We start from the raw sequence: 12,870 nt of genomic DNA, 5'->3' as shown, positions 1-12,870 counted from the left end.
GGCTCACACCAGCTTGTTGTCCACCAGCCAGACAGCCAGGTCACGCCCGGCCTGCCCTGCGTCGGTCCGGATGGTGCCGGCCTCACGTGGCGGACGGGCCTGGGAGCTGACGACGGCGATGTCCGGTCCGGCTCCCGGCTCCAGACCCAGCTCAGCCAGGTCCCAGGTGTTCACGGGCTTCTTCCTGGCGGCGCGCATCGCGGCAAAGTTGGGGTAGCGCGGCTCGTTGGCCTGGTCCGTGACCGAGACCAGCGCAGGGGTGGGGGCGGCCAGGGTCTCGCGCAGGGAGCCGGTGGCACGGGTGACGACGACCTCGCCGTCGTCCGCGGCCTCCAGGGTGCTGGCGAGGGTGAGAGCCGGTACGCCCAGGGCTGCGGCGAGCGCGCCGGGCAGCATCGAGGTCATGGAGTCCAGGGAGGCCATACCGGTGATGACGAGGTCCACGTCACCGGTGACGACCTGCCCCTCCTCGCGCGGCGCAGCCGGGTCCACCCCGCCGATGCGAGCGATCGCGGCAGCCAGGGTGCGGGCGGTGGCGACGACGTCGGCCCCTACCAGGGACTCGTCCGTCACCAGCACGCCGGAGTCGGCTCCCATCTGCAGGGCGCGGCGCAACCCGTCCTCGGCGTCCTCGGGGCCCATGGTGAGAGCCACCACCTCACCGCCGAGGTCCTCGACCAGGGCCACGGCTGCCTCGACGGCGTTCTCGTCGAGCTCGTTGAGGACGTCCTCCTCACCGCGCACGAGACGCCCGTCCTCCAGGCGGCGCTCGGACTGGACGTCGGGGACGTGCTTGATGCAGACGACGATTTTCATGCAGCCAAGGTTGCCATACCCTTCCTCAGGTGCCAGGGGGCCGGGCACGCTTGAGACGCACGGCACCCCGGCCCCGGGGCGGGACGGGCCGCAGGGACGAGCGCGGAACCGAGGGTGCGAGCACCCTCACCTGCCGTACGTGTGACACAGCACGGCGCTGAGCTTGTCCGGTCCCCGGAGTACCGAGACAATGGCAGGCGTGTCTGAATCCCTCACCGTGCTGCCTGCAGCCCTCTGCCCCGAGGACGCCCGCGACCGCACGCGTCTGGGCGCCACCACCGAGGCGGAGGGGACGAGCTTCGTCGTCGTCGCCCCGCACGCCACCGCCGTCGACCTGTGCCTGGTCCAGACCGACGGCGCCGGCCGGGTCCTGGCTGAGCGGCGGGTCGGCATGCACGGGCCCGAGCGCGGCGCCTGGGGCGCCTTCGTCCCGGGCGTGGGCGCGGGCCAGCGCTACGGCTACCGCGTCCACGGGCCGTGGAGCCCTGACGAGGGCGTACTCGCCAACCCGAACAAGCTCCTGCTCGATCCCTACGCACGTGCGCTGGAGGGGACCCCAGAGCTCGGTCCGGAGATCTTCGCCCACGAGGTCGACGAGCGGCTGCGCCCGGTGGCCCAGCCGATGACGCCCTCGCTCCTGGACTCCGCCAGCCACGTGGCCCTGGGCGTGGTCACCGGCCCCCCGACCTTCCCCGTCGTGCCCGGCCCACGCACGGCGCCCGAGCAGACAGTCATCTACGAGACCCACGTCAAGGGCCTGACCCACGACATGCCCGGGGTCCCGCCCGAGCTGCGCGGAACCTACGCGGGCCTGGCCCACCCGGCCACGATCAGCTACCTCACCTCCCTCGGTGTCACCACGATCGAGCTGCTTCCGATCCAGGCCTCCTTCTCCGAGGTCTTCCTCCTGAAGAGCTCGCGCACGAACTACTGGGGCTACTCCACGCTGTCCTACTTCGCCCCCGAGCCCTCCTACGCCACCGCCGCCGCGCGCGAGGCCGGCCCCCAGGCCGTGCTCGACGAGCTGCGGGGCATGGTCTCGATCCTTCACGAGGCCGGGCTCGAGGTCGTCATGGACGTGGTCTACAACCACACCTGCGAGTCAGGCGTGGACGGACCGAGCCTGAGCCTGCGCGGCCTGGACAACCTGGAGTACTACCTGCACTCCCCCGGGCGCCCCGCCCAGTACGCCGACGTCACGGGAACCGGGAACACCGTGGACTTCCGTTCCACCCGGGCCGTCCAGCTGGCGCTGGACTCCCTGCGCTACTGGGTCAGCGAGATCGGCGTGGACGGCTTCCGCTTCGACCTGGCGGCGACCCTGGGACGCGAGGGCTCAGAGTTCAACCCGCGCCACGCCCTGCTGATCGGCATGGCCACGGACCCGGTGCTCCAGCGCGCCAGGCTCATCGCCGAGCCCTGGGACGTGGGGCCGGGCGGGTGGCGCACCGGCGAGTTCCCCGCCCCCTTCCACGACTGGAACGACCGCTACCGCGGCACCGTGCGCTCCTTCTGGCTCTCCGACGCCTCCGCCCTGGCCAAGGGTCTGCCCGGCTCGGACCTGTGTGACCTGGCCACGCGCCTGTCAGGCAGCGCGGACCTGTTCTCCGGCGGGGAGTACCCCGCAGGACGCGGGCCGCTGGGCAGCGTCAACTTCGTCACCGCCCACGACGGCTTCACCCTGCGCGACCTGGTCTCCTACGACTACAAGCACAACGAGGCCAACGGCGAGGCCAACCGCGACGGCACCGACGACAACCGCTCATGGAACCACGGCTTCGAGGGCCCGGTCCCTGAGGGCGTGGACGGCGGCCCGATCGAGGTGCTGCGCCGTCGGTCCACTCGCAACGTGCTGGGCACGCTCCTGGTCTCGGCCGGCACGCCCATGCTGCTGGGAGGCGACGAGGTCGGCCGAAGCCAGGGCGGTAACAACAACTCCTACTGCCAGGACTCCCCGGTGTCCTGGTACGACTGGGACCTGGCCACCTGGCAGCGCGACGTCCTGGCCACCACCCGCTTCCTGCTGCGCCTGCGCCGCGAGCACCCGGTTATGCGCCCCGCGGCCTTCGCCACCGGGCTGCCGGTTGACGGGGACTCGATCGCGGACCTGGCCTGGTACCGCGCCGACGGCGAGGCGATGGAGCACGAGCAGTGGCACGACCCGCACACGCGAGTGGTCCAGATGCTGCGCTCGGGCGTGCCGGTGGGCGACGACGACCTGCTCGTGGTCATCAACGGCTCCCTGGACCAGGTGGAGGTCACGCTGCCCGGCGCGCACGGACGTGACTGGCACCTGACCTGGGACTCCTCCTGGGCGGTCCCGCGCCCGCACACCTCTGCCTTCGCGCTGGCCCGCAGGGTGGGGCGCGGACCAGCCGGTAGGTCTCACGTCGCCGTCTCGCCACAGGCTCAGGCCGCACGTACCGGTATGACGGGCTGCAGGCAGGACCGGCCGGGTGACACCACGACCATGGACGCGCTGAGCCTGCGGCTGTACCTGTCGGGTGAGGATCTCGTCTGAGGCCGCCTGAGGACCGAGGTCGGACCGCCGTCGTCCCTCGGCTGGCAGCCTCAGTACCCTCGCCTAGGATGACGCCATGACGCAGACTCCGGAGCCCACCGCCCCTACCAAGGCCGAGGAGGCGCTCGCCGGCGCCACCTCTGACGCCTCCCTCGCCCGTTCCATGGCCCGCAGCGCCGAGATCGAGGCCGACCTGGACGTCAACCCCGGCCGCTACCGCATGCTCACCGGCGTGCGTCCCACCGGCAACATGCACCTGGGGCACTACTTCGGCACCATGCACTCCTGGGCCAAGATCCAGGACCGCGGCGTGGACACCTGGATCCTCGTAGCCGACTACCAGGTCATCACCGACCGTGACGGTGTGGGCCCTGTCCGCGAGCGCGTCCTGTCCCTGGTAGCCGACTCCCTGGCCGTGGGCGTGGACCCCGAGCGCTCCACGATCTTCGCGCACTCGGCGGTGCCTGAGGAGAACCAGCTCATGCTGCCCTTCCTCTCCCTGGTCACCGAGTCCGAGCTGCACCGCAACCCCACGGTCAAGGCCGAGCTGGAGGCCACTGACGGCCGCGCGATGACCGGGCTCATGCTCACCTATCCCGTCCACCAGGCCGCGGACATCCTCTTCTGCCAGGCCAACCTCGTCCCCGTGGGCAAGGACCAGCTCCCTCACCTGGAGCAGGCGCGTCTGATCGCCCAGCGCTTCGACAAGCGCTACGGGCGCGTGGTCAAGGAGCACCCGGTCTTCCGCCGCCCTGAGGCGCTGCTGTCCGAGGCACCGCTCCTGCTGGGTCTTGACGGGGAGAAGATGAGCAAGTCGCGTCACAACACCATCGAGCTGCGCATGAGCGCGGACGAGACCGCCAAGGCGCTCAGGAAGGCCAAGACGGACTCCGAGCGCGTCATCACCTACGACCCGGTCGGCCGCCCGGAGGTATCCAACCTGCTCACGCTGGCCTCCCTGTGCGGGGCGGGCACGCCGGAGGAGATCGCCGACCGCGTCGGTGACGGCGGTGCAGGCACCCTCAAGAAGGTCACCACGGAGGCGGTCAACGACTTCTTCGCTCCTATCCGTGCTCGTCGAGCCGAGCTGGCCGCCAACGAGGACTACCTGCTCCAGGTGCTGCACGCCGGCAACGAGCGTGCTCGCGAGGTGGCGAGCCAGACTCTGGACGCCGTGCGTACCGCGATGCACATGGACTACTGACTCCCTTAATTCCGCGAGCGGGTAGCTATGCACCCGAGTGAGGGGCTCAGAGGCCTTCACTCGGGTGCATAGCTACCCGCTCGCGGTTGACGGAGCTCGCCTAGCGTGCGCGTGTGGGCTCTCGGGGTCGGGTAGCCTTGCGCCTGTGACGCGCAACACCAGATCCAGGTCCCGTTCCGCCTCCACGAGCAAGGGTGACCTCCCAGGCTCCCGCGCCGCCTCACCTGCGCAGGAGCAGGCGGCTCCCAGCCGCTCGGCGGTCGCTGCCGTGCCTCAGGCGGTGCCTGAGCCCGCGCCCTTCTCACTCATCGGGCGTATCCCGGTCACTGAGGTCTTCCCCGTGGTGGAGGACGGGCGCTGGCCCTCCAAGGCCGTGGTCGGCGAGGTCTTCCCCGTGCGCGCCACCGTCTTCCGTGAGGGCCACGACCGCTACGGCGCCACCGCCGTCCTGGTCCGTCCCGACGGCACCGACGGCCCGAGCGTGCGCATGGTGGACGTCGCCCCAGGCATGGACCGCTATGAGGGACGTCTGGTCGCGGACGAGCCCGGAGACTGGGGACTGCGCGTGGAGGGCTGGTCCGACCCTTACGCCACCTGGCGCCACGACGCCGAGATCAAGGTCCCGGCCGGCATTGACGTGGACCTCATGCTGGAGGAGGGCGCCCGCGTCCTCATCCGGGCCGCCGAGGTCCCCGGTCGCGGCGCCGACGACGTCGCTCGCCTGCGGGCGGCAGCCGTCGCCCTGCGTGACGGGTCTCGTCCCGTCCGCGAGCGCCTGGGCGCAGGCGTCGCCACGGACGTCACCGAGGCCCTGGAGCGTCTGCCCCTGCGTGACCACGTCTCCCCCTCGGCCACCTACCCCTTGCAGGTCGACCGGCCCCGGGCACTGACAGGCTCGTGGTACGAGATCTTCCCACGCTCGCTGGGTGCGCGCGTGGACGAGCAGGGGCACTGGACCAGCGGCAACCTGCGCACCGCGGCCAAGGGGCTGGACCGTATCGCCGCCATGGGGTTCGACGTCCTCTACCTCACGCCCCTGTCCCCGATCGGCGTCACCAACCGCAAGGGCCGTAACAACACCCTCACCGCCCGCCCGGGTGACCCTGGCTCGCCCTACGGGATCGGCTCGTCTGAGGGCGGCCACGACGCCATCCACCCCGAGCTGGGCACCTTCGAGGACTTCGACGCCCTGGTGGCCCGCTCACACGAGCTGGGCATGGAGGTGGCCCTCGACCTGGCGCTGCAGTGCTCCCCTGACCACCCGTGGGTGACCGAGCACCCGGAGTGGTTCACGGTCCTGGCTGACGGCTCGATCGCCTACGCCGAGAACCCGCCCAAGAAGTACCAGGACATCTACCCCCTCAACTTTGACAACGACCCGGAGGGCATCTACCAGGCCGTCCGTGAGGTGGTCTACACCTGGATCGAGCACGGGGTGACCATCTTCCGCGTCGACAACCCCCACACCAAGCCCCTCAGCTTCTGGCAGCGGCTGCTGCGTGAGGTCCACGCCACCCACCCGCAGGTGCTCTTCCTGGCCGAGGCCTTCACCCGCCCGGCCATGATGCGCACGCTGGGCAAGATCGGCTTCCACCAGAGCTACACCTACTTCGCATGGCGCAACACCAAGGAGGAGCTGACCGAGTACGTGGTCGAGCTCTCCCAGGACACCGCCCACGTCCTGCGTCCGGCCTTCTGGCCCACCACGCACGACATCCTCACCCCCTTCATGACCAACGGGAAGGTGCCGGCCTTCAAGCTGCGGGCCGTGCTGGCCGCCACGCTGTCCCCCACGTGGGGCATCTACTCCGGCTACGAGCTGGCCGAGTCCACCCCGCGCCCGGGGTACGAGGAACAGATCGACAACGAGAAGTACGAGCTCAAGCCGCGTGACTTCGCCGCCGCCCGCGCCAACGGCATCGAGGACCTGCTCACCAGGCTCAACGCCGCCCGCGCCGCTCACCCGGCGCTGCGCCAGCTGCGGGACGTCTGGTTCCACGGCACCAGCGACGACGCCCTCATCGCCTACTCCAAGCGGGTGGACGCCGAGCACTCGCCCACAGGCCGTGAGGACGTGGTCCTCACGGTGGTCAACCTTGACCCCCACCACGCACGCGAGGGCCAGGTGTACCTGGACATGGCCCGGCTCGGGCTGCCGCCTGACGCGGGGGTACGAGTGACCGACGAGCTGACCGGGGAGGTCTTCACGTGGGGAGCCGTCAGCTACGTGAGGCTGGACCCCTACGCCGGCCGCTGCGCGCACGTGCTGCACGTGGAACCGTTGCGATGAGCCCGCACCCCTGGCCCGGAACGGCTGAGCTCCTGCCTCAGCTGCTGGCCTGGGCGTCCACGCGCCGCTGGTTCCCGCTCAGGTCCGGCCCGGCCCCGCAGGCTGCCAGCACGCGCGTGGTGGTCGACGTCGAGCTCGCCCCCGGCATCCACGACCTGGTCCTGGCCCTGCCTCGCGCGGCCCAGGACGAGGCCACCGGTCCAGACGAGGTCCTCCTCCACGTCCCGCTCGTGGTGGACGACGTCGCCGTCCTGTCCGCCCTGACCGGCGCCAGGGAGGACGCCCAGGCAGCGGGATTCGTCCTGGAGGGCGGGGCGAGCGCGGTCGTGGACGCGCCGCACCACCCTGCCTTCTGGCAGGCGTGGGCCCGTGCGGCCCTTGCAGCGGGCTCCACGCTGAGCACCCCGGCGGCCACCGCGATCACCCAGCGCACCGAGCGTCTGCACGTCACCACCGGGGAGCAGTCGAACACGAGCGTCATCCTGCCCGCGCCGCTGCCCCGCCCCCACGAGGGCGGCTCCGCGGCCCGTCCCGACGGCTCCGCCCCGGGCGGGGCCCGTCCTGCGATGCCGCCGGCACCGCAGGACCTGGATACCGGCGACCTCATCGTCAAGCTCTTCCGGGTCCTGGCCCCCGGCCGTAACCCCGATGTCGAGGTCTCCGTGGCCCTGGCTCGCAGCGGCTGGGACCGGGTGCGCACGCCCGTGGCCTGGTCGACCCTGGAGCTGCCGGGCGCCGGGACGGACGGCGAGGCCGTGACCGCCGACTCCGCCGTCGCCACGACCTTCGTCCCCCAGGCCACCGACGGCTTCGAGCTCTTCTGCGCGCTGGCAGGTCAGGACGACGGCGAGGGCGGGACCCGCCGTCGTCTTACCACCGAGCTGGCGCGCGACCTGGGGGCGACCACCGCCCGGATGCACGAGCACCTGGCCTCCTCCCTGGGCACGAGCGAGCCGGTCAGCCCCGCTGAGCTGCGTCGGGACCTCCAGGAGCGGGCCCGGTGGGCGCTGGCAGAGGTCCCGGCCCTCCAGGAGCGGCTTCCGGGCCTGGCCGGCCACGTCGCCCAGGCCCTGGACGCCGTCTCGTCCCTGGAGCACCTGGAGCCGGCGACACGCGTCCACGGCGACTACCACCTTGGCCAGACGCTGCACGAGGACCAGTTCCCCGGACGGTGGTACGTCCTGGACTTTGAGGGTGAGCCCCTGCGCCCTCTGGCCGACCGTCGCCGCCCCGACCAGCCGCTGCGGGACGTCGCCGGGATGCTGCGCTCCTTCGACTACGCCGCCGCCGTCGGCCGGGCCACCGACCCGGGCTGGCTGGAGGCCGTGCGTGAGGCCTTCTCATCGGGCTACCGCGAGGTCCTGCCCTGCGCGACCGAGCCCGGCCGTCACCGCGCACAGGTGCTCCTGACGGCCCTGGAGCTGGACAAGGCGCTGTACGAGGCCGTCTACGAGGCTCGTCACCGTCCGGCCTGGCTGGAGATCCCGGTAGCCGGAATCCGACAGGTCATCGGCACAAAGTCCCCCGCCAAGGACTCTGCCCGTGGGAGAGTGGAGGTATGAACGATGTCACGCCCTCCCCTGCTGCCGACCAGCCGCACGGCCCTGACACCGTCGGTGCCCAGCCTGTCCCCGTCGAGTCCTGGGTCCTGTCGGACGTGGCCTACGCCCGCTACCACGACCCCCACAGCGTCCTGGGCGCGCACGTGGGCAAGGACGGCGTGACGGTACGCACCGTCCGTCACCTGGCCGACGCCGTCGCCGTCGTCACCCAGGACGCCAGCTACCCGGCCGTCCACGAGCAGGACGGTGTCTGGGTAGCGCTCCTGCCCGGGGACACCGTCCCTGACTACCGCCTCGACGTGACCTACGGCGAGGAGACCACGCGGGTGGACGACCCCTACCGCTTCATGCCGACCCTGGGCGAGATGGACACCTACCTCATCTCGGAGGGTCGTCACGAGGAGCTGTGGGAGGTGCTGGGCGCCCACGTCAAGCACTACAGCGGCCCCATGGGCGAGGTCGAGGGGACTGCCTTCGCGGTATGGGCCCCTAACGCCCGTGCCGTGCGCGTGGTCGGCGACTTCAACTACTGGGACGGCACCGCCAGCGCCATGCGCTCGCTGGGCGCCTCCGGGGTGTGGGAGCTGTTCGTGCCCGGCGTGGGCGTGGGCGCACGATACAAGTACGAGCTGTGCTTCGCTGACGGCTCCTGGCACCAGAAGGCCGACCCGATGGCGCGGGCCACCGAGGTCCCCCCGGCGACCGCCTCGGTCGTCACCGACCTCTTCCACACCTGGGAGGACCAGGAGTGGATGGCCAAGCGCAGTGAGGCGGACCCCCACGCCGGGCCCATGAGCATCTACGAGCTGCACATCGGCTCCTGGCGCCAGGGACTGGGGTACCGCGGGCTGGCCGACGAGCTCGTGCCCTACGTCAAGGAGGCCGGCTTCACCCACGTCGAGCTCATGCCGGTGGCCGAGCACCCCTTCGGCGGCTCCTGGGGCTACCAGGTGACCGGCTACTACGCCCCCACCGCGCGCTTCGGCACCCCTGACGACTTCCGCTACCTCGTGGACCGCCTCCACCAGGCAGGTATCGGCGTCATCCTTGACTGGGTGCCTGCCCACTTCCCCAAGGACGAGTGGGCGCTGGCGCGCTTTGACGGCACCCCCTTGTACGAGGACCCGGACCCCCAGCGCGGGGAGCACCCGGACTGGGGCACCTACATCTTCAACTTCGGACGCAACGAGGTGCGTAACTTCCTCGTGGCCAACGCCCTGTACTGGCTGCAGGAGTTCCACATCGACGGCCTGCGCGTGGACGCGGTGGCCTCCATGCTCTACCTCGACTACTCCCGCGAGGAAGGCCAGTGGCACCCCAACCAGTTCGGGGGCCGGGAGAACCTGGAGGCCATCAGCTTCCTGCAGGAGGCTACCGCCACCGCCTACCGCAAGAACCCGGGCATCGTCATGATCGCCGAGGAGTCCACCGCCTGGCCTGGCGTGACCGCTCCCACCGAGTACGGGGGCCTGGGCTTCGGGCTCAAGTGGAACATGGGCTGGATGAATGACACCCTGCGCTACCTCGCCCAGGAGCCGATCAACCGGCGCTACCACCACGGTGAGCTGACCTTCTCCCTGGTCTACGCCTTCTCCGAGCAGTTCATCCTGCCCCTCAGCCACGACGAGGTCGTCCACGGCAAGGGCTCACTGCTGTCGAAGATGCCGGGCGACCCCTGGCAGGAGCTGGCGGGGCTGCGCGCTCTGTACGCCTACCAGTGGTCCCACCCGGGCAAGCAGCTGCTCTTCATGGGCCAGGAGTTCGGCCAGGGCGCGGAGTGGAACGCGGAGAGCTCGCTGGACTGGTGGATCCTGGACGACCCGGGCCACCAGGGCCTGCTTCACCTGGTACGCGACCTCAACGCCTTCTACCAGGACTCCCCCGCCCTGTGGGCGGACGACTTCTCCCACCGTGGCTTCGAGTGGATCGAGGCCGGGGACGGGGACCACAACGTCCTGTCCTACCTGCGTAAGGGGGTCGGTCCGGACGGCCGGGCCGACCTGGTGGTGGCGATCGTCAACTTCGCCGGCACACCGCACGAGGGCTACCGCGTCGGTCTGCCCTTCGCAGGAGGCTGGGACGAGGTCATCAACACCGACGCTGCCGACTACGGCGGGTCGGGCGTAGGCAACCTCGGGCACGTCGAGGCTGAGGAGCTGCCGTGGAACGGCCGTCCGGCCTCGGTACGCCTACGCGTTCCCCCGATGGGCGCGATCTTCCTGCGTCCCAGCCGGGACTGAGCCCCTCTCATCTTTCCGTCCTTGGCATCGGGGAGGCAGGCGGACAACTACGCACTCATCTCCTCGCACCACAACCGCGTGTACTGACGCACATCTCTTTACCCCGATCATGTTTTCCTGAAAGGGAGGAGAGAAGATGTCGATCAAGAAGGTCAAGATCGTGACCTCACGCAGCCGCGGCTGCCGAGTCACGATGTCAAGCCACCAAGGGCTTAAGACCCTGCCCACGACTCGTTGAGAATGACGCCCCCTCAGGCGGTGGCGGGCCCAGTGCAGTCCCTCGGGCAGGGGTTCATGCAGATAACGTCGGCGCGCGAGTAGGTCTGGACGCTGCTGGCGTTGACGCAGCAGGCTCCCTTACGACACTTGGAGGTACACGAGCCTGTCACCTTGACTATCGCAATCCAGGACGTGGCATTCGCGATGATCCCGCCCCGCCCCGCCCCGGCACCCAGCACGACCAACACCCAGGCCCCGCAGGCACCACCCCAGGCCGTATGCCCAGTGACAGCCTTGACCATTGAGCTCGTCCCCGGCATCAAGATGGCTGACTATGGCCTCCATAGAGCTCATAACGGTGGCCGCGCACCCCTTCGGAGACTGGGACGAGACCATCAGCACCGACGCCATGGACGGCGGAGACTCAGGCATGGGCAGCCTCAACTACATCAAGGAAAGATGTGATGAGAGCAATATTATCTCGCGATAAAGGCGGCATCCGCTTGTATTATCTCGTGATAACTTAGCGTGGTCATGCAAGGAAGCATGGCGTTCCTGTTCACGAAAGTAGTTCCAGGATGTCTCATACAAATGTCGGCACCTACGAGATCGCCGAGAAGGACGCGCGTTTCATCAAGAAGCACTCCTCGACCCTCATCGCCTTCGGAGAGTTCATTGACGGCTACGACCTGACCGTCATCAGCGTTGCGATGGTTTTCCTGTCCAAGACCTTCGCCCTGACCGCTCTGGACAAGGGTCTGCTCGTGGCCGTCTCCTTCATCGGGACCGCAGTTGGCCTCATCGTTTTCGGGGACCTGTCGGACCGCATCGGCCGTAAGCGAGTCTTCGCTTTCAATCTGTGGGTGTTTATCCTCACCGCCGTCGCCGCCGCCTTCATCACCCAGGTGTGGATGCTGTGGGTCATGCGGTTCCTCATTGGCGTGGCCGTCGGAATGGACCTGTCAACCTCCGCGGCCTTCCTCGCTGAGATCGCCCCAGCCAAGCGGCGCGGGCGGGTTACTGGCGCCCTGCTCAACGCCATGCTCGTCTTCGGCGCGATCTTCTCAGTCGTCCTGGCGCTCTCGCTCTACGCCGTCGTCCCCGAGAGCCACCAGGAATGGATTTGGCGGGGGATGTTCCTCTTCGCGGCCGTGCCAGCCCTGATCGTCCTTCTCCTGCGCCGTCGCCTGCCGGAATCTCCTCGCTGGCTCATCCACAACGGCCAGGAGGCCAAGGCGTGGGCTATCGTGCGTGCCCTGGGGCTGTCCGACGAGATCACCCAGGCCAAGCCCAAAGCCGCCAGGCGCAGCTATGCCACCCTCCTGCGGGGCGACACCCGCAAGCGCGTCATGGTTGCCACGGCCTTCTTCATGCTCAACTCCACCGCGGGCCCAGTCGTGTCCTTCATGGGGCCAATCATCTTCGCCGCCGTGGGCCTGAAGGAGACCAACAACCTCCTCATCACCTTGGCGGCTAACGTCGTCGCCGCGCTCGCCCTCATCATCGGAGGCACCCAGATCGACAAGGTCAACCGTCGCACCCTCGGTCTGCGCACCTCCGCCATCCTGACAGCTACAGCCGCTGTCATGGGACTGCTGGGGGGTCTGAGCCCGTGGATCCTCGCCATCTCCTTCGTCGTGTGGTCCTTCACCACCTACTTCGGTCCGGGCATGCTCGCAGTGGTGTGGTCCGTCGAGGCCTACCCCACTGAGCTGCGTGGCTTTGGGGCCGGATTCACCCAGTCGATGGCCCGCGTCATGAGTGCCACAGTCGTCTTCCTCATCCCGGTATTGATGGACACCTTCGGTTACATCGCCATCGCTCCCTTCGCGCTGGTCTACCTGGCGATGTTCCTCCTCGTGCTGGCCAACCCGTGGTTGAGCGGGACCAACGGGCACCTGGAGGAAATCTCAGCCAATGAGTCCCAGGCCGCCTGAGCCGGTCGCGCCAGGAGGACGTCATGGTGGTAGCAGGGCGCAGCACAGCGTCCTGCCACCGCATGCGCCCGCCTCACACGG

General features: G+C 69.4%; 7 protein-coding genes. 6 read left to right on the top strand and 1 reads right to left on the bottom strand.

From position 1 onward, the window contains the following. Positions 1 to 3: 3 nt before the first annotated feature. Complete coding sequence (locus HRL51_RS02775; protein ID WP_172192406.1) at positions 4 to 816, bottom strand: electron transfer flavoprotein subunit beta/FixA family protein; 813 nt, start codon at positions 814 to 816, stop codon at positions 4 to 6. 190 nt (positions 817 to 1,006) lie between these two features. On the opposite strand from HRL51_RS02775, the gene glgX reads away from it, so the two are divergent. The 6 genes from glgX (at position 1,007) to HRL51_RS02745 (ending at position 12,789) form a co-directional block, all read left to right on the top strand. Beyond that, entirely contained in the window at positions 1,007 to 3,337 is a 2,331-nt protein-coding gene (gene glgX / locus HRL51_RS02770; RefSeq protein ID WP_172192404.1) for a glycogen debranching protein GlgX, read from the top strand. A 76-nt stretch (positions 3,338 to 3,413) separates the two neighbouring features. Beyond that, entirely contained in the window at positions 3,414 to 4,541 is a 1,128-nt protein-coding gene (gene trpS / locus HRL51_RS02765) for a tryptophan--tRNA ligase (protein WP_172192402.1), read from the top strand. A 268-nt stretch (positions 4,542 to 4,809) separates the two neighbouring features. Then, on the top strand, positions 4,810 to 6,831 hold the full coding sequence (locus HRL51_RS02760) for an alpha-1,4-glucan--maltose-1-phosphate maltosyltransferase (protein WP_172192512.1): 2,022 nt from the start codon (positions 4,810 to 4,812) through the stop codon (positions 6,829 to 6,831). Next, entirely contained in the window at positions 6,828 to 8,393 is a 1,566-nt protein-coding gene (locus tag HRL51_RS02755) for a phosphotransferase (RefSeq protein WP_172192400.1), read from the top strand. Before HRL51_RS02760 ends, HRL51_RS02755 begins: the two co-directional genes overlap by 4 nt. Then, on the top strand, positions 8,390 to 10,633 hold the full coding sequence (gene glgB, locus HRL51_RS02750; protein ID WP_172119625.1) for a 1,4-alpha-glucan branching protein GlgB: 2,244 nt from the start codon (positions 8,390 to 8,392) through the stop codon (positions 10,631 to 10,633). Before HRL51_RS02755 ends, glgB begins: the two co-directional genes overlap by 4 nt. 797 nt (positions 10,634 to 11,430) lie before the next feature. Then, on the top strand, positions 11,431 to 12,789 hold the full coding sequence (locus tag HRL51_RS02745; protein WP_172119626.1) for an MFS transporter: 1,359 nt from the start codon (positions 11,431 to 11,433) through the stop codon (positions 12,787 to 12,789). Positions 12,790 to 12,870 lie beyond the last annotated feature (81 nt).

It is taken from the genome of Actinomyces faecalis (assembly GCF_013184985.2).
Lineage (GTDB): Bacteria > Actinomycetota > Actinomycetes > Actinomycetales > Actinomycetaceae > Actinomyces > Actinomyces faecalis.
The sequence above is the reverse complement of the archived record's forward strand: the minus strand, read 5'-3'. Positions and strand labels throughout refer to the sequence as shown.

Bases quoted from the DNA above. Each gene is read 5' to 3' on its own strand.
- HRL51_RS02775 (WP_172192406.1), bottom strand. From the start codon at position 816: ATGAAAATCGTCGTCTGCATCAAGCACGTCCCCGACGTCCAGTCCGAG.
- glgX (WP_172192404.1), top strand. From the start codon at position 1,007: ATGGCAGGCGTGTCTGAATCCCTCACCGTGCTGCCTGCAGCCCTCTGC.
- trpS (WP_172192402.1), top strand. From the start codon at position 3,414: ATGACGCAGACTCCGGAGCCCACCGCCCCTACCAAGGCCGAGGAGGCG.
- HRL51_RS02755 (WP_172192400.1), top strand. From the start codon at position 6,828: ATGAGCCCGCACCCCTGGCCCGGAACGGCTGAGCTCCTGCCTCAGCTG.
- glgB (WP_172119625.1), top strand. From the start codon at position 8,390: ATGAACGATGTCACGCCCTCCCCTGCTGCCGACCAGCCGCACGGCCCT.
- HRL51_RS02745 (WP_172119626.1), top strand. From the start codon at position 11,431: ATGTCTCATACAAATGTCGGCACCTACGAGATCGCCGAGAAGGACGCG.